The following is a 20,843-nucleotide window of genomic DNA, read 5'->3' as shown; positions in this document are numbered from 1 at the left end:
AGAGGGAGCTTATGAAAAAAATTTATAAAACGACATCATTTTCTTTTCTGTTAAAGAAGAAAGAGGGAAGAACAAAGGGTAAAAAATTAATAAATTCGATCCAACAAAAACACTATATTCGATTATTTTTCCCGTTTTTTAGTGCAATTATTGCCTTTTTATTACAAATCATAGTGCCAACTAGTTCGGAATATACGCAAGAAGAATTACCTTATTATACGTATTTTACAATTATTTGCTTAGTTATTACAGCTATTGCTAGTGTGTACTATCTTGTTACCAAACGAAATCAACGCTATTTATACAAAGCATATTTCACTGGTGTATCTTTCTTAGTATTGGCTAGTTATAATTTGGTTACACTTAAATTTTCAATACTGAAAGTATTGTTCTTTCCTAGTCCAGAACGAATTTTAAATGTATTTGTGAAAGACTTTCAATTTATATTAGAGTGCGTGGCTCATTCTTCAGCATTGTTAGGCTTGGGATTATTATTTGGGATTACAACAGGTTTATTGACAGGAATATTGATTGGTTGGAATAAAAATTGGAATTATTGGTTAGATCCAATTGTAAAAGTATTAGGTCCTATTCCATCAACTGCTTTTGTACCTGTTGCATTATCGGCTTTTGCGACTAGTTATCAGGCAAGTGTTTTCTTAATTGCATTATCCGTTTGGTTTCCAGTTACAGTTTTGACAAATTCAGGAATTTCGAATGTCAAAAATTCTTTCTTTGAAGTAGCTAGTACATTAGGCGCAACGGAATTTCAAAAAGTAATTAAAGTGGCTATTCCAGGTGCATTGCCTAATATTTTTGTGGGTCTATTCAACGGAACAGTTTCTTCGTTTCTAACATTGATGACTGCGGAAATGTTAGGCGTAAAATACGGAATTGGCTGGTATATAAATTGGCAACGTGAAATTATGGGTTATGCCAATGTTTATGCTGGGTTAATCACAATTGCTATATGGTTTTCTTTAATCATTACAATTCTATTTAAAATACGCGACCATTTCTTGAAATGGCAGAAAGGATTCATCAGATGGTAGAAAAAATCAATACAGGAAATATTAAGTTAGAAGATGTTCGTAAAACCTTTCCACCTACCCATCCTGGCGAGCCAACAGTGATTGCTTTGGAAAAAATCAACGCTGAAATCGAACCAGGTGAGTTCATCACGTTGATTGGTCCTTCGGGATGCGGAAAATCGACTTTTTTAAGATTGGTTGCTGGTTTAACAGAACCAGATGAAGGAGAGATTTTTTTAGACAAGCGCATAATTGAAGGTCCTGGAAGTGATCGTGGTTTAGTTTTTCAAGATCCAACACTCTTTCCTTGGTTGACGATTGAAGAGAATGTTGGTTTTGGTTTGAAAATCAGTGGAAAACAAAAACGATATAAAGAAAATATTACTCAATTTATTGAGTTAGTTGGTTTAAACGGTTTTGAAACAGCCTATCCGCATCATTTATCAGGTGGGATGGCTCAAAGAGCAGCTTTAGCTCGTGCATTAGTGAATCATCCGAAAGTGTTATTACTGGATGAACCATTCGGCGCTTTGGATGCTTTTACACGTGTGAACATGCAAGATGAGTTATTGAATATTTGGAAGAATCGTAAAACGACAACAATCATGGTGACGCATGATGTTGATGAAGCAGTGTATTTAAGCAGTCGAATTTTTGCAATGACACCAAGGCCAGCTCAATTAAAAGAGATTATAGATGTCGATTTACTTTTAGGAGAAAAACGAGATCGCAATAGTGAAGAATTTTTGGAAGTTAAAAAACAAGTATTGCAGATTTTAAATTTTGTACACGAATAATAACAAGAAAGCAGGGATTTTAATGAAAAAAAATAATTATAGAAAAATATTTTCTTATATTGGATTAATTGGATTAACGACTTACTTAGCAGCTTGTGGCGCAGATACAGTATCTCAGGATAAGGCGAAAGAAGATGATTATGTATTAAAAATAGCTGAAAGTTCGGATCTATGCAGTGCACCACAACAAATTGCAATCGAACAAGGATTTTTTGATGAAGAAGGTTTGAAATATGAACTGGTAAAAGTAGGGGAAGACACCAATAACTTTACAGCTATCAGTACTGGACAAATCGATGCCAGTAATAGTTTGATTGGCAGTATTATTCAACCATTGGCAAATGGTGCGGAGATTAAAGTAACTACAGGGCTACATACAGGTTGCTTGCAAGTTCTTGTAAAATCAGATAGTAATATTAAAAATGCAGAAGATTTAAAAGGAAAGAAAATCGGTGTATCAAGCGTGGCAGGAAGCCCGGCAACATTTGCGAAACGTTATTTAGGCGATAATGGCATTAATGTCAGTACTGAAAAATCCGAAGTAGAATTTGTAGCATATAATTCTTCTGATTTAGCTTTAGTTTTAGAGAATGGAACGGTTGATGCCATTGCATTAGGAGATCCTTCAACAGAAATTATTAAAGATGAATATGGATTTGAGACTTTAGCTAGTAATGCCACTACAGTTCCATATGATGAAGAGTACTGCTGTGTAGCGTATGTAAGTAATGAAGTAGCAAACAAGCATCCCGAAGTAGCAAAAAAATTCACGCAGGCTATTCAAAAAGCATCTGCTTGGATTGATGATAATAAGGATGAAACTGTCCAAATTCAATTGGATCAGAAATATATTGATGGCGACAAAGTAACGAATTTACGGTCATTAGAATCGTACAACTTTATACCGTCAGTTGAAGGTGCAAAGGCAGCTTTTGTTCAGGTGGGAGAAGATCTGAAAGATTTAGGAATTATTGAAGAAGGCGTTGATATTAAGAAATTACAGGAAAACTCATTTCTAGATTTAGAATTAGACAAAGTTACTAATGATAAGACTGCCTATGTTGAAGAAAAAAAATCAACAAATCAATCGAAGAATAAAAAAGAAACTAGTATTGTTATTGGAAATCATAACCATCATTGAAATAGGAGAAGGGATTTTATGTGACGTTGACGAGATTTGATTCATAGCTTCTTCTTTTGAAGCTGCTTGATAAACCAATTTAAAATCATTACAGACTTCTTGTCGGTCACTAACACGAACCTTATGAGCAATATTTCTAGAGATATGGACACAACATTGTTGAAATTGAGCATTTGGATAAATACTATGGATACTATCGTTAATGCCGCTTAAACCATCAGTTACGACTAATAAAACCTCATCTAAACCACGGTCTTTTAGGTCTTGAAGTATTTCTTTCCAAACATACGAAGACTCAGTTGGAGCAATACTAAACCCAAGAACCTCTTTGGTCCCATCTAGTCGGATACCTATGACAATATATACAGCTTCTTTTGAGACAGTTTGTCTTTTTAAAGGAATGTGAGTAGCATCCATAAAAATGATTGAGTATTGGGATTCTAAGGATCTTTCTTTAAAAGCAACAACATCTTCAGATACTATTTGAGTGATATTGGAAATGGTTTGTGGCGTATAGTAATGACCATACATTTTTTCAATCAACTCAGAGATTTCAGACATAGTGATTCCTTTTTGAAATAATTGGATACGGAATAAGTCATCCAAATCACCTTTATTGATTAGTGTTTCCATAATTTCTGTAGTAAAATTAGTCATGAGAAAGTCCTCTATAAAATTTCGGTTGTGGTAACTTTAATTTTACAGAATGGACTTTCTTTTTATCTACCTAAAATTTCTATTTACACAAAATATTTTACGCTATCGAAATAGTTGTATATTTTTAAATTATAAGGTTTGAAAGATTTTCAGCAAGAATATTTCATCTTAATTAATTATACCATACAGAATTTCGATAGAGATTCAACTGATCGAAGGGAGTAAATTCGAAAAAATAAATTAGTAGTTCAACATTTTATAGCAGAAATAAACTGTGTAGATAATTCAGAGCTTGAGTCTAGCGAATAATAAAAAGAAGCACCTATCCAAACAGTATGATTGGTGCTTCCTTAAATTGAAATTCTATGGGATTGTAATACAAATGTTAAAGGTAACTTTTTTCTTAATTGAAATTACTTTCTTTTTTATCAACCAAAATTAAGAATCAATCTCTCGTAATCTTCACGAAATTGGTTGAAAAATTCTTCTGCAGAAGGTTGTTTCGAATGTTTCCATTCGTAAGATAGGCCAATAATATACCAACTGATAATAGCAGCAAGCGATGATAAACGGGCAGAGTCTTCCTGAGGATATTTTAATTGAATGGCTTTTAATAAAGTATTAGTAATCTCCGTTCGTAAAATGGGGCTTGTGTATAATGATAATTCATCGAAATGATTTTTATGACAAATGTAAGACATATTCATATGGAAATCGGTTAAGGTTAAATAAATTTTTTTGACAAAATCAGGTGAAAAAACGTCATCGTCTGTTAAATTTTTATGGAAATGCGACAACAAGGTTTCTTCGGTGATGGTGTCTAGTAGTTGGTATTTATCCGTAAAGTAGTTATAAAAGGTCGCACGATTGATCGTTGCTTTATTGGTAATATCAGCAATTCGAATGGAGTCAAATGTTTTTTCATGAAGTAATTCCATGAAGGCAGTAATAATTAATTTTCTTGTTCGTTTTGTTCGGATATCAATCTCATCTTGATGAGGCATAATATTCACTCCTTGGCGACAATAATGGATATTTGTTGGATTTCCAACAATCCGATTGTTTTGTTTGTTGCGTATTTGGTTATTTGAAGTACAATGAGTATATACGATAGGTGTCGTATATGCAACACCATTTAGTAAGGAGGAATAGAAGATGACAAAGAAAATTGGCTTTATCGTTGGGAGTCTAAGAAAAGACTCTTACAACAAAAAAATTGCAGAAACATTTGAAACATTATTACCCGATGGTTTTGAGGCGGAATTTTTAGAAATTGGGAATCTACCGTTATATAATGAAGATTTAGATGTCGAAGGAAAAGTGCCCGAAGAATGGACTACTTTTCGTGAAGCTGCAAAAACAATTGATGGTGTATTTTTCTTCACTCCAGAATATAATCGTTCAATTCCAGCATCTATCAAAAATGCGTTAGATGTGGGTTCTCGCCCTTATGGTGCAAGTATTTGGACACAGAAACCTGGTTTAGTGGTAAGTGGTTCAATGGGACCCATTGCAGGTTTTGGAGCAAATCATCACTTACGACAATCATTAGTATTTTTAGATGTTCCGGTATTGCAACAACCAGAAGCCTATATCGGTACGTTCCAAAATCTAGTAGGCGAAGATGGAAAGTTTGTTGAACCAACAGTTGAATTCTTCCAAACAATTGTCGATGCTTATGTAGTCTTTTTCAATAAATTAACAGCATAATTTTTTAAAATAAGAGTGAAAAAGCCTTATCTTACTGTGATGAAGTAAGATAAGGCTTTTTTTTAATAAACTTGATATTCTTGACCAGTTTGTTTACCTTCAACACTTTTTACATAAGCGTTTGCGACAATCGCTACGGGAACGGCATTGAATCCTTTAAATGAGTCGCCATAGACATCAAGGGACTCTTGAACGATTGTAGGACTGACGCAATTGATGCGTTTGCCGTTGGTTAAATCAATCGCTGCAGATTTAACGAATGCAGCAACCCCACCGTTTGCCATTGCGGCAGATGCACCGACTGTGATTGCTGGCAACGTGTTGAACAAAGGACTCATTACGAATTTACCAACTGACGCGTGTGTCGAGGTTCCTTGTTTGGTGGATAAAAACGGGGTACAACCCACGTATGTCGGCGATTTACCCACACAATTAGCTGCATTGAATCGGACAAATATCAATGTCCAAGAATTAACAGTGGAAGCGGCGTTGACATTGGATAAATCAAAAATCTACCAAGCAGCGTACCTTGATCCACATCTATCTTCAGAATTGTCCTTAGCAGAAATTAAGAATTTAGTGGATGAGTTAATTGACGCACATGGCGATTATCTTCCTGAATATAAGTAAAGAATAAAAATAAAGAGCTTAGGAAAATGACTTTCCTAAGCTCTTTTTATCTATTTTCTCCTTGTTTCATACGAATAACATATGAATCGAGTAAAATTCTAGCGATAACGGAAAGTGGTAACCGAGAACGTACTTCATAATCGGGAAAAAAGGAAATTTCCGACTTAAAACCAACTAACACCAACTCACACAAATGAGATAGTGGACTGTCTTTATTGGTCGTAATAGCGATTGTCCCGATTTCTTTTTGGTAGCAATTTTTGGCAGCATCAACTAACTCCTCTGTTTCACCATTCAATGAGACAAAAATGACACTATCGGTTTTCTTTAAATGCTTGCTCATTGTTTTAATAATATTGGGATCGGTATGTAATTCACAGTATTTATCCGTCAACTGGAACTTTATTTTCATTTCTTCAGCAATCAATTCCGAAAATCCTCTAGCAAAAATCAGAATTCGCTCAGAACTTTTGATTTTTTGAATGGCATCTTCAATGACACCCGTATGAATCATATTTAACGTCCGAATCATTTCTTGTTCATTCTTCAAAATCGAGCGTTTGATCTCACCATCAATTTTTTCTACATTAGCAAAATTAATTGTTGTCTGCTGTTCATCTTTTAAATGATGCTTAAATGCTGTAAATCCTTCATAGCCTTTTTTCTTCATTGTACGAACAATAGTGGAAGTGGATACATTTGCAAGCTCGCTTAATTTGATTATTGAGAGATTAGGTATGTCATGAATATTTTTTGTAATGTATTTCCAAAGATACGCTGTTACAATGTGGATGTCTTAAAAATGGAAGTTCCCGTGAATATGAATTATGTAGAAGGATATGGCGAAGAAGTGGTTTATTCTCGTGCAGAAGCATTAAACTATTTCAAAGAGCAAAGCGAAGCGACAGAGTTACCATTTATTTTCCTAAGTGCTGGAGTTAGTGCGGAGTTATTTCAAGAGACATTGCGCTTTGCGAAAGAAGCCGGTTCAACATTTAATGGCGTGTTGTGTGGACGTGCAACTTGGGCAAATGGTGTAGAGCCTTTTGTGACAGAAGGAGAAGTAGCGGCACGTCAATGGTTACAAACGCAAGGACGTAAAAACATTGAAGAACTAAATACCGTTTTAGCTGAAACAGCCAGTTCATGGCAGACGAAAATTCAAGCCAAAGAAGTGGCAGCACCAAGATTTTCATAATAGCAAAAAGAGTTTGCGCATCGATTGCTAAACTCTTTTTTTGCAGTTGCTAGTAAATATGGTGCACTAGCAGAAATTAATGGAGGTAGGCAAATGAAGACAATTGGTTTAATTGGTGGCATGAGTTGGGAAAGTACCGTGACATATTATACGCGTATCAATCAGTTGATTAATGTACAGTTAGGCGGGTTACATTCTGCCAAGATTTTGTTGGCTAGTGTTGATTTTGATGAAATTGAAAAGTGTCAATTAGCAAACGAATGGGAAAAAAGTGGCGAGATTTTAGAAAAAGAAGCGTTGAAATTGGCGCAAGCGGGCGCAGATTTTCTAGTCATTTGTACGAATACGATGCACAAAGTGGTACCACAGCTTGAAAAGACGGTGACCATTCCAATTTTACACATTGCTGATGCGACCATTGCCGCACTTAACGCACAAGAGATTAAAAAAGTAGCGTTATTAGGAACGAAATATACTATGGAGCAAGATTTTTACAAACAAAGAATTATCGATAAGGGAATTGATGTGTGGATTCCTACCGATGATATTGAACAAATCAATCAAATTATTTTTGATGAACTATGTCATGGGAAAATTTTGCCCCACTCAAAAGAAGTATTTTGTACAATCATTGAAAAAGCTGCAAAAGCAGGAGCAGAAGGAGTTATTTTAGGCTGCACAGAAATTGGGTTGTTGATTCAGCAAGCCGATGTGTCTATGCCAGTTTTCGATACGACCGAAATTCATGCGCAACAAGCAGTTGACTTAGCATTAGGTGAATAAGTAAACGAAAAATCCGAACGATAGAAGAAGATCACAGGTGCAGTCTCTCTATCGTTCGGATTGTTTATTGCAAAGACGGGGTTGTCAGAACCATAATTTTTTAGGCTTCAACAACAATATTTTCTAACCAAGCATCTGATTTTACTAAGAAATAACCAATGATACATTTAAATGCTTCGGTCATTTGGCAAATGAAATATACCCAAACGATTGGTAAGTTTGTATGCGTACTTAATAAATAAGCAAGTGGTAAGACAATGACCCAAATAAAGACACTATCAAATAAGAACGTAATAATCGTTTTACCACCTGAACGTAGCACAAAGTAACTCACATGATTAAAGGCAATAAATGGCATACATAATGCCCCGATAATAATAAAATGACTAGCTAAATCTTTGACTTCAAGACTGGTGTTATAAATTTCTGGGAAATGTGGTGCGATGATCATCATAATAATTCCCATAATTGTACAACTCACAACCGAAAAGAAAATCAACTTACGTGCACTGTCTTTGGCTTCAACCATTTTATTGGCACCTAACAATTGTCCGACAATTACTGCAGCGGCACTACCTAAAGCCAAGAAAATAATGTTAAAAATATTTGAGACAGTTGACGCAATATTCATCCCTGCAACAACACTTAATCCGCGAACAGAATAAGCTTGCAACACGATGGTGATACCGCATGCCCAAAGCACTTCGTTTAACATTAACGGTGACCCTTTTTTAATAATTTGTTGAACCAGTTGTTTCGGAATGTGGAATTGCTTGTAGGCACCCACGATAAAAGGATTATCCATATTGTGGCGATGTACCCAAATGACAGTAATCGCACATTCAATGATACGAGCAACCACTGTTGAAATTGCCGCTCCTTGTACGCCTAACTGTGGTGCGCCAAAGTTTCCGAAAATCAAGATATAATTTAAGATAGTATTAGTCACAACGGCGACACTACTTGCAAACATGGGAATAATTGTTCTGCCCATTTCTCGTAGCGTACTAGCATAAGCTTGCGAGATAGAAAAAGGAACCAGTCCTATTAACATAATCACTAAGAATGCTTGCCCGGATTGCAAAGCAAGTGTTAAATTACTATCCGTTCCATCACTGTGCAAAAATAACGAAATTAACGGTACTTGCATCGTGAAAAGAAGGAGCGAGCCGATTAAAGCAGCAATAATCCCTGCAATAATTTTAAAGCGAAACGCATTTCTCATCCCCACAAAGTCACGTTTACCATAATATTGTGTGCCAAAAATACTGGCACCTGAAACAATCCCAAAAATACATAAATTAAAAACGAAAATCAGTTGATTAACAATTGCGACTCCCGACATTTGCTCTGTTCCAATTTGTCCAACCATAATATTATCCAAAAAATTGACTAAATTTGTGACGCCATTTTGGATCATAACAGGAATTGCAATCGTTAATACCGTGCGATAAAAAGCTTTATCCCCAATAAATTTTTTCATCATTTCTCCTATTCACTTCCTCTATTAAAGACCATCTCTTGTATTTTACATGAAATAAAAAAAGGTACAAGTAAAAAAAATTATTTTTTTCGCTTGACCTTCTCGTAACGGAAAGGTTTATGATAAGTTTGTCAGGAGGGATAAGACATGGAATATACGATTAAAAAAATAGCCAATTTATCCGGAGTCAGTGCACGGACTTTACGATTTTATGATGAAATTGATTTGCTGAAACCAGCAAGAGTCAATTCTTCGGGCTATCGTATCTACGGTCAAAATGAAGTCAATCGATTGCAACAAATTTTATTTTATCGAGAAATGGACTTGAAACTAGAAGAAATTAAAGAAATTCTCGATAACCCTGACTTTGATGTCGAACAAGCATTGATGGAACATCAAGAAAAATTAGTGGCAAAACGTCAAGAAATTGACCGTTTGCTAGCCTCTGTTCAACAAACAATGAAATATTACAAAGGAGAGATTGAAATGTCAGATCAAGAAAAATTTACAGCATTTAAAGAACAAAAAGTAGCAGAAAATGAAGCAAAATATGGAAAAGAAATTCGTGAGAAATATGGGGAAGAAACGGTTGAACGCTCAAATAAAAAATATTTGAACTTAACGGAAGAACAAATGCAAGAAATGGCAGAAACCGAAGTCCAGTTATTTGAAACAATTGGTGTCTATTTAGAACAACCCGAAATTGAAAGTGATGTAGCGAAAGAGATTTTTCGTTTGCACAAAAAATGGTTAAGCTATACTTGGCCAACGTATTCAGCTGAAGCGCACAAAGGTTTAGGGATGATGTATATCGCCGATGAACGTTTCATGGCTTATTATGATGAAAAACATGCCGGTGCTGCGCAAGCGTTAAACGATGCCATCAAATATTACGCATAAAAAAACCAGGAGAGACGAGGTCTTTCCTGGTTTTTTTATTAAATGAATGAATTTAAAGAAGTATACGGTAAGTCTAAATCATTGGCAACGGCTTCGTGAACTAAGCGTCCTTGATAGGTGTTTACGCCACGGAAAAGAGCAATATCTGATTTTATTGCTTGTTCAAATGAGGTGCTCGCTAGTTTTTTTGCAAATGGCAAAGTTGCATTACTTAGTGCATGCGTTGCGGTTTGTGCAACTGCACCAGGCATATTTGCTACAGCATAATGAATCACATTTTCTTCAATATAAGTGGGTGCATCATGCGTGGTTGTTTTCGTACCTGTTTCAAATATACCGCCTTGATCGATCGCAATATCAACAATCACCGAACGATCGGGCATATCACGAACCATCTCACGAGTGACTAAGGTAGGTGCTTTGTGACCAGGAAGTAAGACCGCACCAACGACTAAATCGGCGGTACGTAATTGTTGATGGATATTGAACGTATTTGAAAGAAGTGTTTGAATTTGTCCATTAAATTGGGCATCCAACTCTTTCAAACGGTTGACATTCACATCGAGAATGGTGACATTTGCACCAAGTCCATGGGCGATGCGCGCGGCATTTGTTCCAGCAACTCCACCACCAATGACCACTACATTTCCTTTACGCACGCCAGGTACACCGGCAAGTAAAATGCCTTTGCCACCTTGAGGGCTCTCTAAAAATTCTGCGCCAATTTGTGCAGCCATTCGACCAGCAATTTCACTCATCGGTGCTAATAAAGGAAGCGAACGATCATCTAGTTGAACGCTTTCATAAGCGACCGTGTTCACTTTGGCTTTTAACAATGCTTCGGTTACGGGTTTATTGGCTGCTAAATGTAAATAAGTAAACAAGATTAAATTTTCACGAAAAAAAGGATATTCTTCTGGTAACGGTTCTTTGACTTTCAAGACCATATCTGCTGCCCAAGCATCTGATTGTGTGCCAATTGTTGCACCAACGTGTTGGTATTCTTCGTCAGAAATCGCAGAACCCGTGCCAGCATTTGTTTCAACCACAACTTGATGTCCAGCTTGGATTAGCTCGCAAACACCAGCAGGCGGTAATGCGACACGATTTTCGTTGTTCTTGATTTCTTTAGGTATGCCAATTCTCATAAAAATCCCTCCATTTATTTTCTCTCTCTAGTATAGTGGAAAATGACATTGATTACAAATTCACAATAGAAAAGGCATTCACTTAGTTGATTGCCCAGTAGTTTTGAATGGTATCGGTTAGTTCAGCAGGAGTATAGACTTTTTTATAACGTTCAATGTCTGGATTATCTAATGGATCTAAGACACGTAAATTGCCATCTTTGGTACGAGCAAGCACAGCAAAATGTTCATTTGTATCAGCTTCATTAGCTTTGAAGGCAACAATAACCGGTGCACCATTTTTTAAATATTTTTCAGCTGCTTCATATTTATAACCTAAATTGCTGATTGAAGCACCAAAATTTTCACCCGCTTGTTCAAAGAATTTCCATTTAATTGTGCCATCAGAACTAAAATAGTCTTCAAAAGCCAAGTCATAAATCACGTCATAATCGTAATCGATTCCTTGCCAATAAGAAAGAACCATCATCATTGAGGCAAACGCACTGCCATTTGTTTCCATCGTTAATGAATACGTATAATCAATCAGTTCATCTTTCCAACGTTCATCCGTTTGTAAGTATAAAGGAACGTTAATACCATCCGCTTTTAGTTGTTGCGTGGCGCGGTAAGCAAATTCGGTAGTTGGTCCATCTTCGTAATAATAATCTTCTACTGGAAGTGTAGGTTCGGAATAGGAATAAGTATCATAACTATGAATCGCGTTACGCACACCAAAACCCAATAAACCGCTACCAATCATCAGACCACCTAAAGCAATTAGTCCCCAATTTCGTTTCTTTTTCACGATTGATCCTCCTTTATTGCTTTTATTAGTATTAAACCAAACTGAGTAAAAAAAACATCGGACTTAAGGATGAAACCCACTATAAAATCCTTAAGTCCGAGAGATATTAAGTTAATTCTTCTAATTCAAGACTTAATGTTTCCCATTCTTCCATTAAATGTTCTTGACGTTGTTGCGCAGTTTCAATGAACTGATTCAGCTCGTTTAATTGTACATGGTCGTTTAAGACGAGAGGTTCTGTCATTTTCGTTTCGGCAGCCGTAATTTCTTCGTCCAGTGTGGCTAATTCTTCTTCAATTTTTTCGATTTTACGTTGCAAATTGCGTAATGCTTTTTGCTGTTCTTTGCTTTGTTGGAAATTTTGTTTTCCTGTTGAAACAGTTGCAATCACTGTTTTTTCTTCTAATAGTGCCGCAATCTCAGCTTCTTCTTGTTTTTTCTCTAAATAATAATCATAATCACCTAAATACAATTTACTACCATTTTCAGAAAGTTCGATGACCTTGGTAGCGATACGATTGATAAAGTAACGGTCATGTGAAACGAAAAATAACGTTCCTTCATAATCAATTAACGCATTTTCGAGCACTTCTTTATTGTCAATGTCCAAATGGTTTGTTGGCTCATCGAGAATTAGGAAATTTTCTTTATTCATCGCTAATTTCGCTAAAGCAACCCGCGCTTTTTCGCCACCACTTAATAAGGCAATTGGTTTATCGACATCTTCACCAGAGAAGAGGAATCCTCCTAAAGCTGTGCGGATTTCGACTTCAGGTGTCGTTGGATGTTCATCCCATAATTCTTGTAAAATAGTTTTGTTATGATGCAAATTTGTTTGTCCTTGGTCGTAATAACCAGTTGCTACATTGGCGCCAAATGTGACTTCACCTCGGATAAAAGGGAGTTCCCCAATAAGTGATTTTAATAAGGTAGATTTGCCAATACCATTTGGTCCAACAAGGGCAATCGCGTCTTTGCGTCGAATGTCTAAATTAATTGGTTCCGATAAAATTTCTTCTATTGAATAACCAATAGCAGCATCTTCTACTTGTAAGACAATATTGCCAGAAGGTTTTTCAATATCGAATAGAAAATGCGCAGATTTTTCATCGCCTTGTGGACGATCTAAACGATCCATTTTTTCTAATTGTTTGCGACGGCTTTGTGCACGTTTGGTTGTAGAGGCACGTACTAAATTACGAGCGACAAAATCTTCTAGTTTATTAATTTCCGTTTGTTGTTTTTCATACGCTTTCCAATCACTTGCTAATTGTTCTGCTTTTAAATCTAAATAACGACTATAGTTTCCTTTATAGTGACGCATTTTACGACGGCTGATTTCATAAATTTCAGTGACGACTTTATCTAAGAAATAACGGTCATGCGAAACGATTAAGAGGGCACCAGAATAATTTTGTAAATAACCTTCTAACCAAGCAAGTGTTTCAATATCTAAATGGTTGGTTGGTTCATCCAAGATTAAAATATCCGGACTCTGCAACAGCATTTTCGCTAGTGCTAAACGGGTTTTTTGCCCACCAGAAAGTGTCGCAATTTTTTGGTCATAAAAAGACGCATCAAATTGAAAGCCATGTAAAACTGAACGAATTTCGTTTTCGTAGCCATAGCCATTTTTTTCTGAAAAATCATGTTGTAAACGATCGTATTCTTTAAGAATCGTTTGATAGTTCGCCGTATTTGGATTAGATTCACTAATGGCGATTTCTAGTTCACGCATGCGTTTTTCGATAATACGGACAGCCGCAAAAGCATCTAGCATTTCCTCCCAGACAGTCGCATTGGAGATTAGTCCGGTATCTTGGGCTAGATAGCCCATCGTTGCGGTTTTATTTTTAGCTATTGTTCCGGCATCAGGTGCTTCGATACCAGCAATAATTTTTAAAAAAGTTGATTTACCAGCACCGTTTCTTCCCACAAGCCCAATACGAGCACGGCTACTAATTTCTAATTGAAGATTTTCAAAAAGAACCTCAGCACCGAAGAGACGGGCGATTTGGTTGGCTTGTAATAAAATCATAGTATCCTCACTTCTAAATTCTTTTCATTTAATGGTCGAATCAGTGTTAGTCTATCACATTTTCTAAGACTTAGCGAGACAGCTCAAAATCGATTTGTAAGAAAAGTTGTGAAAATCGCCTATTTGTGAGCAATCAAATTGCTTTTTTTTAGGTCTTTTTGATATGATACTCTCTGTACTAGTGAAGATTTCACAAACGGAGGTCTATGAAAGTGAAAGAAAATCAAATACCAAAGGCAACAGCGAAACGATTGCCTCTATATTATCGCTATTTGCGAATTTTAAATAACGCTGGAAAGAAAAAAGTCTCTTCAACTGAATTGAGCGAAGCGGTTCAAGTTGATAGCGCAACAATTCGTCGTGATTTCTCTTATTTTGGCGAATTAGGAAAACGTGGATATGGATATGACGTGCAAGATTTAATGCAATTTTTTGCCAAAACATTAAATGATGACCAAATGACAAATGTAGCATTAATTGGTGTAGGGAATCTAGGGAGTGCGTTGTTAAAATACAAATTCCATCAAAGTAATAGCATTCGCGTAAGTGCTGCTTTTGACGTGAATCCTGACATTGTTGGCCGCATTGTAGACGGGATTCCTGTGTATCCAATGACTGACATGAAAGAACAAATTGCGATTCAACAAATTGATATTGCGATTTTGACTGTTCCTGCACAACGTTCACAAGATGTTGTGAACGAATTAGTTGCTGCTGGCATTAAAGGGATCTTAAACTTTACACCAGCACGTATCACAGCGCCCAGTGACGTCTTGATTCAAAACGTTGATTTAACAAATGAGTTACAAACATTGATTTATTTCTTACATTCTGGTTCAGAAGAAGAAACTGTCGCTGAATAAGAAAAACGCCCGTTCATTCATTTTTTGAATGATTGGGCGTTTTTTAGTTAAACAGTTCGTCATAACTAACCGATAGATTCATAGACTGATAGTTTTTTACAAGTTGTTCTAGTTTTTGGAAATCAATAAAACGTGCTTGGCGATGAACTTCTTTTCCTTCAAAAAAGACTAAAATAACGGGGGCAGTCAATACCTGAAAAGTACTTGCAACTTCGGGATAATCATGCGCATCAAGATGGAACATTTGTAAAGAAGTGCCTGCAAATAGTTTTTCCACTTGTGGTTTGACTGCGTGACAAACATTACAATGAGGCATGGATAAATACAGTAACATGAGTTGTCCAGTTGCAATTTTTTCTTGTGTTTGTGTAAATGTGATGTTCTTCATGTTGATTCCTCCTTGTATGTACTTTAGGTTAAAACCAGTCGTTACGTCAATTGTTTTAACAGAAAGAAAGAGAGGTTAGATAACAATTTAATGTTCTTTTTTAGCAAAGTAATAGAAAACAAAAAACTAGTAGTAAATTCATAAATTTATCACAAAAATAAAGTATAGTAAGAGAAAAGCAAAGTATTTGTTTGTAGTTTCTGATGATGTTTAGTACAATAGACAAGGAGAAGTCGCAAACTTATTCGGAGAAAGAGGTGTCATATTAATGGGTTTTACAGATGAAACAGTACGTTTTGATTTTGATGATAGTCGTAAAAAAGAAGTAAGTGAAACATTAGCGATTGTGTATAGTGCACTAGAGGAAAAAGGATACAATCCAATCAACCAAATCGTGGGTTACTTACTTTCTGGAGACCCGGCTTATATTCCTCGTTATCGCGAGGCTCGTAACTTGATTCGTCGCCATGAACGTGATGAAATTTTAGAAGTGTTAATCCGTTTCTATTTAGAAAATCATGGGGTCGACCTGTAATGAGAGTAATGGGACTAGACGTTGGTTCACGGACAGTAGGTATTGCTGTGAGTGATCCGATGGGATGGACTGCTCAAGGAGTAGAAATTATTCGTATCAATGAAGACGAAGGTGAGTTTGGTTTTGACCGTCTCAAAGAACTGGTTGACCAATATGAAGTGAGTCAATTTGTTGTAGGTCTTCCTAAAAATATGAATAATACGATCGGTCCAAGAGCCGAAGCTTCGATGGCTTACGGCAAAAAAATTGAAGAACTTTATCAGCTTCCTGTTGCTTATCAAGATGAACGTTTGACAACTGTTCAAGCAGAGCGTATGTTGGTGGAACAAGCTAATACTTCGCGTGCAAAACGTAAAAAAGTCATTGATAAAGTAGCAGCAGTAATGATTTTACAAAATTATTTAGATGGCCCAGGAAAAAAGCTGTTTTAAATTTAACGCAAGGAAAGAGGAAAAAAGAACATGACAGAACATACACATGATCATAACCACGAAGGACATGAACACATTACTTTGGTAGATGACCAAGGAAATGAAACACTTTACGAAATCTTATTAACTATCGATGGTGAAGAAGAATTCGGTCGCAATTATGTATTATTATACCCAGCTGGTGTACCAGAAGACGAAGAGGTAGAATTACAAGCATATGCTTACGTTGAAAATGCAGACGGTACAGAAGGCGATTTAGAAGAAATCAAAACAGACAAAGAGTGGGACATGATCGAAGAAGTGTTTAACACTTTCATGGCTGAAGAAGAATAAGCTTTAAATGATGGCTGAACCCTTGATGGATAAGGGTTCAGCTTTTTTGTATTTTTGTTTGAATACGTTCTGCTAGAAATTTAGGTGCTCTGCAAGCTTTTCTACGGTTTTTTCTTTGGTTTCTTTAGTTAAGTGAGCGTAAGTATCCATTGTTAATTTAAGTGATGAATGTCTAAGGCGATTCTGAGCTTACTTCGCAGTAAAGTTTTATCGCAATCTGCTCTATAGGTACTTCTTTTTGATTCCAAGTATTGGAAGAGACTTTCTAGTTGATCCCGTTAAAGCATTTTGCATGCCTTCTACGCTTTCAGGCTGGTAAGTATCAACAATGGACTGGGTTAACTCTACAGCTTTTTTGTCTCGTTTTTTTCTAATCACTCCTCGTTTAATTTTGGATGAAATTAAAAAGAAAAACTGTGCAGCTGCTTCATCTAGAATTAGCAACTTACACAGTTTATCTTATACCCCCATTTTGCACATCTTAAAAAGGCTTTATCAACATTTTAAATTTAAAAAGTAGTTTAAATAGGATTTTTGCTACCAAATCACTTATATCTTGCAATGTTTCAATCCATCATATGATATTCATGAGTATACAAACCATTTGCTAATGACACCTCATGAATTAATTTTTCCGTTGTTTCATCAGCTGTGATGTAAATAATACACATTTCCCCAACAAAAAGTAACAGAGATAAACTAGGAACTGAAATTATTGTTGCGTCATGGTCATTTAACGAATAAATAATCGCTTCGTCAAGCGTTTTATAGTCTGTCGTAGTAGCGGCTAATTTAAGTAAAGTAAAATCTTTCTCTTCAAATTGTGTACGTTCTAAGAAAATAGTATCTCCATAACCCAAGATAGTCATCAATGAACGTCTAAATCTTTTTAAATAGTCAAAATAATTATTTCGTTGTTTTTCATCAGTAGAATATCGATTAAAGTCAAATTCGTATAAATAAAGCTTGCTATCCATTCTCTTTGGAAGATGATCAATGCATTTATACAGATACTTTTTCTTAGGCGTTAAATACAAAAAATGTTCTGACATAAACCCCGGCTCACAAAGATTCTTCTCTTCAAAAATTTGTTTTCCATGGGTATAAGATTCTCGATATAACTCTTCATTTGACATATAGTTCCTCACTTCATTTTATATTTTATTTTGAAATTATTTTTCCGTTTCCATCAACAGAAGCCTTTCGATTGCCTTGTTTATCTTTTATTTTCCACTTCTTTCCCGCGTGATTAGTATCATCCTTTTCCTTTATCCAACCAGTCTTAGGCTCTTTCCATGTAGGTCTATTACGTCCAGTTACTTTTTGATTAAAATCTCTTACTCTTACATTTCCGTTTGCATCTAGTAAACGTTTAGGAATACCATATTTATAGACTATATAATCAACATAAGGGACAGATTTTTGATAATTATATGAAGTAGTAGACTTAGTTTTTGGTCGAGGTTTTGAGTTTACGTAGTTTCTAATTGAAGTATATGCCCAGTGCCCCGCTTTTACAATATTTTTTGAGAGAATATAGGTACCATAAACTGCTCCTACTGATGCAACTGCAACGACTGCAACTTGACCAACTCCCGGTACGGGATATAACCAAACCGTTGCTTGTCCTATAGCTGGGATAAAGAATGCCGTCCCGACACTAAAAGTACCTACACTTGGCTGATCATCAGTAAGTTTCACTTCTAACTCAGTTGGCTCCACCATTCCATCTAATAGCTCTTCAAATTCCTCTGGAGTATAATAAATACCATCAATGTAAACACCAGTATCTGTGAATTCAACGTCAGGATTATTTTCATTATTCAAATACTCAACAATAAAATCAGTTAAAGACTCCTCATTCAAATCTTCATCTAGAACCTCAGGCAACTGGTCAGTATCATCTTCCTCTGAAAATAATTCCTCCACAGTATTTTCAGAATTTACAATGTTATCAGCGTAAACCATGCTAGCCCCTGAATGCATAACAACAGACAATGGTAAAATAAGCGACATGAATCCAATGATGATTTTTTTCATTAATAAAAACTCCTTTCAATTTTATAATCAGAGTATATTCCTTTTTTTCTCGTTAAAACCAAAAATAGCCCAAACGTTGAATATCTTGTCCTGAACGTTAAGAAATTTAGTACTACCAGAAGGTATATCTTTATTCTCTTTACATCAACGATTTATTTACCGGACGATAGAAAATTAAAAATATGGCATAAATAGTAGATGGAGAGCTATTCTTCAATCAGCCAACTTGCCATGTTGTGGTAATGATTTGAGGTAATGACAGAATATAATTTTATCTAACTCAGTGGAATTATATGAATCATTAAATGCTGATTTTACACGATTTCTTTCTCTGTAAAACATTATAAAACAAAAGTTTGTTTAACCAGTTCTTATGATTTCTTACCAAAAACACGCCACGCAACTTGAATACGTTTTTGAATCCGACTAGAAATGGAATCAATAAAAACTATTATCAATAAATTGATAGAATCTATTCAAAAAATATTGAAATATCAACTATCCTCAACCAATGTTATAGAACTTAATTTCATGGCTGAAGAAGAAGAATAGTTTTAACGAATAGTCTAAACCTTGGTTTATCAAGGTTTAGACTTTTTTTGTTTTTAAATAACTATTTTTTGTATGTTATCGTACTGACTTAAACAAATGCTAATTTTTTTGAAAAATTTTCATATGCTACCAGAAAATATTTCTAAAACATTGACAGCGAAGAAGTGCTTTGGTAAGATTTGATTATTCTAATCAAATCTCATTAAACACTCATGAAGATAAGTACATTCGGAACCATTTAAAGAGAGCTCGTAAATGCTGAAAGCGAGTAATGTGTGAACAATGGAAAATGGTCTTTATTCAGAAATGATTCTAGGTGGCGCGACCGAGTGGGAACATTAAGTCGTGACGGATGCACCCGTTAAAGATGCGACAGTATCGGAAAAATTCCTGTACTGTATAAGGGGAAAATGGCGACATTTTTCTAAATCTAGGTGGTAACACGTATGGTATACGTCCTTGCTTAAACAAGTTGTTTAAGCGAGGGCTTTTTTTATTGCATGAAACACTATAAGGGGGAAATAACATGAAGAAAAAGGTACTTTTAGGATTAGGATTGAGCGCATTCTTTTTATTAGGAGCGTGTGGCAAAAAAGAAACAGGTAGCATTGAACAACCATTGACGATTGGTGTAACAAGTGGTCCGCATGAGGAAATTATTGAACATGTGAAAGAAGCGGCGAGTAAAGATGGCTTCGATATTGAAGTAAAAGTATTTGATGACTTTGTGGCACCCAATCGTGCATTGGCAGATGGCGATTTAGATGCTAATTTATTTCAAACAAAACCATACTTAACCGAAATTGTTCAAACAGAAGGCTTTGAGTTAGAACCATTATCACCAACTATTACTTTGCCAATGGCTATCTATTCAGATTCACTAAAATCATTAGATGACATCAAAAAAGGAGCGAAAGTGGGGCTACCAAATTCTGCAACGCAAGAAGGTCGTGCGTTACTTGTCTTGCAAGATGCTGATTTGATTACATTACCAGAAGGCGTAGGGCAAGAGGTAACGGTCAACGATGTACAAGAAAATCCTTATGACTTAGAATTTATCTTGGTGGATGCGGCACAACTTTTATTACGATTAAAAGATTTAGATTTTGCGGTAGTGAATTCAAACTATGCCATTGATGCGGGATATTTCCCTGATGATTCAGCACTTTTTGTCGAAGATTCAGAAGACTTGAAACAAGCCAATTATTTGGTGACACGCAAAGAAGATGCTGATGAAGAAATTTTCCAAGAATTTTTAAACTATTATCAAACAGAAGAAGTGAAAGAATTTATTCTAGAAAAATATCGTGGTGCGGTTATTCCTTCTTGGGATTAATAGCTGGTGAAACTATCCTTTGAGACGAAGGATAGTTTTTTTGATGATTTGTTCAGAATATT

20 protein-coding genes and 4 pseudogenes are annotated in these 20,843 nt (G+C 35.7%); 13 read left to right on the top strand and 11 right to left on the bottom strand.

Annotated features, from left to right (window positions below; all coding sequences use genetic code 11):
- The first annotated feature begins 11 nt into the window (after positions 1 to 11).
- From PYW32_RS09810 to PYW32_RS09800, 3 genes are read left to right on the top strand one after another with little or no spacing between them, the layout of a single operon-like run.
- Positions 12 to 1,052, top strand: a complete 1,041-nt coding sequence (locus PYW32_RS09810) for an ABC transporter permease (protein WP_016174473.1) — start codon at positions 12 to 14, stop codon at positions 1,050 to 1,052.
- A complete protein-coding gene (locus tag PYW32_RS09805; RefSeq protein ID WP_016174474.1) occupies positions 1,046 to 1,828 on the top strand; it encodes an ABC transporter ATP-binding protein in 783 nt (260 codons plus the stop codon). Before PYW32_RS09810 ends, PYW32_RS09805 begins: the two co-directional genes overlap by 7 nt.
- 22 nt (positions 1,829 to 1,850) lie before the next feature.
- Positions 1,851 to 2,969, top strand: coding sequence for an ABC transporter substrate-binding protein (locus tag PYW32_RS09800; protein WP_016174475.1), 1,119 nt, complete (start codon positions 1,851 to 1,853; stop codon positions 2,967 to 2,969).
- A gap of 33 nt (positions 2,970 to 3,002) precedes the next feature.
- Here the strand turns inward: PYW32_RS09800 and PYW32_RS09795 are convergent.
- Positions 3,003 to 3,626 (bottom strand): annotated as a pseudogene (locus PYW32_RS09795) (IS256 family transposase); the annotation flags it as partial.
- Between the two features lie 428 nt (positions 3,627 to 4,054).
- Entirely contained in the window at positions 4,055 to 4,630 is a 576-nt protein-coding gene (locus tag PYW32_RS09790; RefSeq protein ID WP_016174477.1) for a TetR/AcrR family transcriptional regulator, read from the bottom strand.
- Between the two features lie 151 nt (positions 4,631 to 4,781).
- Here PYW32_RS09790 and PYW32_RS09785 point away from each other — a divergent pair, with 151 nt between their 5' ends.
- Positions 4,782 to 5,336 carry an NADPH-dependent FMN reductase gene (locus tag PYW32_RS09785; RefSeq protein WP_016174478.1) on the top strand — a complete coding sequence of 185 codons (555 nt, stop codon included), beginning with the start codon at positions 4,782 to 4,784 and terminating at the stop codon, positions 5,334 to 5,336.
- 62 nt (positions 5,337 to 5,398) lie between these two features.
- On the opposite strand, the pseudogene PYW32_RS09780 reads toward PYW32_RS09785, so the two are convergent.
- Positions 5,399 to 5,635: pseudogene (locus PYW32_RS09780) on the bottom strand (Rossmann-fold NAD(P)-binding domain-containing protein); the annotation flags it as partial.
- On the opposite strand from PYW32_RS09780, the pseudogene PYW32_RS09775 reads away from it, so the two are divergent.
- Positions 5,634 to 5,966 (top strand): annotated as a pseudogene (locus tag PYW32_RS09775) (family 4 glycosyl hydrolase); the annotation flags it as partial. The pseudogenes PYW32_RS09780 and PYW32_RS09775 overlap by 2 nt on opposite strands.
- A gap of 46 nt (positions 5,967 to 6,012) precedes the next feature.
- Here PYW32_RS09775 and PYW32_RS09770 read toward each other — a convergent pair.
- Positions 6,013 to 6,759, bottom strand: coding sequence for a MurR/RpiR family transcriptional regulator (locus tag PYW32_RS09770; protein WP_035010065.1), 747 nt, complete (start codon positions 6,757 to 6,759; stop codon positions 6,013 to 6,015).
- On the opposite strand from PYW32_RS09770, the pseudogene PYW32_RS09765 reads away from it, so the two are divergent.
- Positions 6,748 to 7,164, top strand: a pseudogene (locus PYW32_RS09765) (beta/alpha barrel domain-containing protein); the annotation flags it as partial. The gene PYW32_RS09770 and the pseudogene PYW32_RS09765 overlap by 12 nt on opposite strands.
- A gap of 93 nt (positions 7,165 to 7,257) precedes the next feature.
- Positions 7,258 to 7,947, top strand: coding sequence for an aspartate/glutamate racemase family protein (locus tag PYW32_RS09760; protein ID WP_016174482.1), 690 nt, complete (start codon positions 7,258 to 7,260; stop codon positions 7,945 to 7,947).
- Positions 7,948 to 8,047: 100 nt separating this feature from the next.
- Here the strand turns inward: PYW32_RS09760 and PYW32_RS09755 are convergent, their stop codons facing one another.
- The gene (locus PYW32_RS09755; protein WP_016174483.1) at positions 8,048 to 9,430 is read right to left on the bottom strand and encodes an MATE family efflux transporter; all 1,383 of its coding nucleotides are present in this window, start codon (positions 9,428 to 9,430) and stop codon (positions 8,048 to 8,050) included.
- Between the two features lie 147 nt (positions 9,431 to 9,577).
- Between PYW32_RS09755 and PYW32_RS09750 the strand changes: the two genes are divergently transcribed.
- The gene (locus PYW32_RS09750; protein ID WP_016174484.1) at positions 9,578 to 10,330 is read left to right on the top strand and encodes a MerR family transcriptional regulator; all 753 of its coding nucleotides are present in this window, start codon (positions 9,578 to 9,580) and stop codon (positions 10,328 to 10,330) included.
- Positions 10,331 to 10,368: 38 nt separating this feature from the next.
- On the opposite strand, the gene ald is transcribed toward PYW32_RS09750, so the two are convergent.
- From ald to PYW32_RS09735, 3 genes are all read right to left on the bottom strand, one after another.
- On the bottom strand, positions 10,369 to 11,478 hold the full coding sequence (gene ald, locus PYW32_RS09745) for an alanine dehydrogenase (protein WP_016174485.1): 1,110 nt from the start codon (positions 11,476 to 11,478) through the stop codon (positions 10,369 to 10,371).
- Between the two features lie 82 nt (positions 11,479 to 11,560).
- On the bottom strand, positions 11,561 to 12,265 hold the full coding sequence (locus PYW32_RS09740; RefSeq protein WP_016174486.1) for a C39 family peptidase: 705 nt from the start codon (positions 12,263 to 12,265) through the stop codon (positions 11,561 to 11,563).
- Between the two features lie 106 nt (positions 12,266 to 12,371).
- Entirely contained in the window at positions 12,372 to 14,303 is a 1,932-nt protein-coding gene (locus PYW32_RS09735) for an ABC-F family ATP-binding cassette domain-containing protein (RefSeq protein ID WP_016174487.1), read from the bottom strand.
- 212 nt (positions 14,304 to 14,515) lie between these two features.
- Between PYW32_RS09735 and PYW32_RS09730 the strand changes: the two genes are divergently transcribed.
- Complete coding sequence (locus PYW32_RS09730; protein ID WP_016174488.1) at positions 14,516 to 15,166, top strand: redox-sensing transcriptional repressor Rex; 651 nt, start codon at positions 14,516 to 14,518, stop codon at positions 15,164 to 15,166.
- A gap of 43 nt (positions 15,167 to 15,209) precedes the next feature.
- On the opposite strand, the gene PYW32_RS09725 is transcribed toward PYW32_RS09730, so the two are convergent.
- Positions 15,210 to 15,554: a thioredoxin family protein gene (locus PYW32_RS09725; protein ID WP_016174489.1), complete on the bottom strand. Its 345-nt coding sequence runs from the start codon at positions 15,552 to 15,554 to the stop codon at positions 15,210 to 15,212.
- 268 nt (positions 15,555 to 15,822) lie between these two features.
- Between PYW32_RS09725 and PYW32_RS09720 the strand changes: the two genes are divergently transcribed.
- The 3 genes from PYW32_RS09720 to PYW32_RS09710 are packed head-to-tail and all read left to right on the top strand — an operon-like array spanning position 15,823 to position 16,853.
- Positions 15,823 to 16,089, top strand: a complete 267-nt coding sequence (locus tag PYW32_RS09720) for an IreB family regulatory phosphoprotein (protein WP_016174490.1) — start codon at positions 15,823 to 15,825, stop codon at positions 16,087 to 16,089.
- Complete coding sequence (gene ruvX / locus PYW32_RS09715) at positions 16,089 to 16,520, top strand: Holliday junction resolvase RuvX (RefSeq protein ID WP_016174491.1); 432 nt, start codon at positions 16,089 to 16,091, stop codon at positions 16,518 to 16,520. Before PYW32_RS09720 ends, ruvX begins: the two co-directional genes overlap by 1 nt.
- 30 nt (positions 16,521 to 16,550) lie before the next feature.
- The gene (locus PYW32_RS09710; RefSeq protein ID WP_016174492.1) at positions 16,551 to 16,853 is read left to right on the top strand and encodes a DUF1292 domain-containing protein; all 303 of its coding nucleotides are present in this window, start codon (positions 16,551 to 16,553) and stop codon (positions 16,851 to 16,853) included.
- Between the two features lie 566 nt (positions 16,854 to 17,419).
- Here PYW32_RS09710 and PYW32_RS09700 read toward each other — a convergent pair.
- Positions 17,420 to 17,989 carry a hypothetical protein gene (locus tag PYW32_RS09700; protein ID WP_016174493.1) on the bottom strand — a complete coding sequence of 190 codons (570 nt, stop codon included), beginning with the start codon at positions 17,987 to 17,989 and terminating at the stop codon, positions 17,420 to 17,422.
- A 25-nt stretch (positions 17,990 to 18,014) separates the two neighbouring features.
- The gene (locus PYW32_RS09695) at positions 18,015 to 18,893 is read right to left on the bottom strand and encodes a hypothetical protein (protein ID WP_016174494.1); all 879 of its coding nucleotides are present in this window, start codon (positions 18,891 to 18,893) and stop codon (positions 18,015 to 18,017) included.
- 1,078 nt (positions 18,894 to 19,971) lie between these two features.
- On the opposite strand from PYW32_RS09695, the gene PYW32_RS09690 reads away from it, so the two are divergent.
- On the top strand, positions 19,972 to 20,781 hold the full coding sequence (locus PYW32_RS09690; protein WP_016174495.1) for a MetQ/NlpA family ABC transporter substrate-binding protein: 810 nt from the start codon (positions 19,972 to 19,974) through the stop codon (positions 20,779 to 20,781).
- Positions 20,782 to 20,843: the final 62 nt, after the last annotated feature.

It is taken from the genome of Enterococcus saccharolyticus subsp. saccharolyticus, assembly GCF_029023825.1.
GTDB classification, from domain to species: Bacteria; Bacillota; Bacilli; order Lactobacillales; family Enterococcaceae; genus Enterococcus_F; species Enterococcus_F saccharolyticus.
Note: the sequence above shows the minus strand (reverse complement) of the source record. Positions and strands in the feature narration are given on the sequence as shown.

Bases quoted from the DNA above. Each gene is read 5' to 3' on its own strand.
- PYW32_RS09810 (WP_016174473.1), top strand. From the start codon at position 12: ATGAAAAAAATTTATAAAACGACATCATTTTCTTTTCTGTTAAAGAAG.
- PYW32_RS09805 (WP_016174474.1), top strand. From the start codon at position 1,046: ATGGTAGAAAAAATCAATACAGGAAATATTAAGTTAGAAGATGTTCGT.
- PYW32_RS09800 (WP_016174475.1), top strand. From the start codon at position 1,851: ATGAAAAAAAATAATTATAGAAAAATATTTTCTTATATTGGATTAATT.
- PYW32_RS09790 (WP_016174477.1), bottom strand. From the start codon at position 4,630: ATGCCTCATCAAGATGAGATTGATATCCGAACAAAACGAACAAGAAAA.
- PYW32_RS09785 (WP_016174478.1), top strand. From the start codon at position 4,782: ATGACAAAGAAAATTGGCTTTATCGTTGGGAGTCTAAGAAAAGACTCT.
- PYW32_RS09760 (WP_016174482.1), top strand. From the start codon at position 7,258: ATGAAGACAATTGGTTTAATTGGTGGCATGAGTTGGGAAAGTACCGTG.
- PYW32_RS09755 (WP_016174483.1), bottom strand. From the start codon at position 9,430: ATGAAAAAATTTATTGGGGATAAAGCTTTTTATCGCACGGTATTAACG.
- PYW32_RS09750 (WP_016174484.1), top strand. From the start codon at position 9,578: ATGGAATATACGATTAAAAAAATAGCCAATTTATCCGGAGTCAGTGCA.
- ald (WP_016174485.1), bottom strand. From the start codon at position 11,478: ATGAGAATTGGCATACCTAAAGAAATCAAGAACAACGAAAATCGTGTC.
- PYW32_RS09735 (WP_016174487.1), bottom strand. From the start codon at position 14,303: ATGATTTTATTACAAGCCAACCAAATCGCCCGTCTCTTCGGTGCTGAG.
- PYW32_RS09725 (WP_016174489.1), bottom strand. From the start codon at position 15,554: ATGAAGAACATCACATTTACACAAACACAAGAAAAAATTGCAACTGGA.
- PYW32_RS09720 (WP_016174490.1), top strand. From the start codon at position 15,823: ATGGGTTTTACAGATGAAACAGTACGTTTTGATTTTGATGATAGTCGT.
- ruvX (WP_016174491.1), top strand. From the start codon at position 16,089: ATGAGAGTAATGGGACTAGACGTTGGTTCACGGACAGTAGGTATTGCT.
- PYW32_RS09710 (WP_016174492.1), top strand. From the start codon at position 16,551: ATGACAGAACATACACATGATCATAACCACGAAGGACATGAACACATT.
- PYW32_RS09700 (WP_016174493.1), bottom strand. From the start codon at position 17,989: ATGTCAAATGAAGAGTTATATCGAGAATCTTATACCCATGGAAAACAA.
- PYW32_RS09695 (WP_016174494.1), bottom strand. From the start codon at position 18,893: ATGAAAAAAATCATCATTGGATTCATGTCGCTTATTTTACCATTGTCT.
- PYW32_RS09690 (WP_016174495.1), top strand. From the start codon at position 19,972: ATGAAGAAAAAGGTACTTTTAGGATTAGGATTGAGCGCATTCTTTTTA.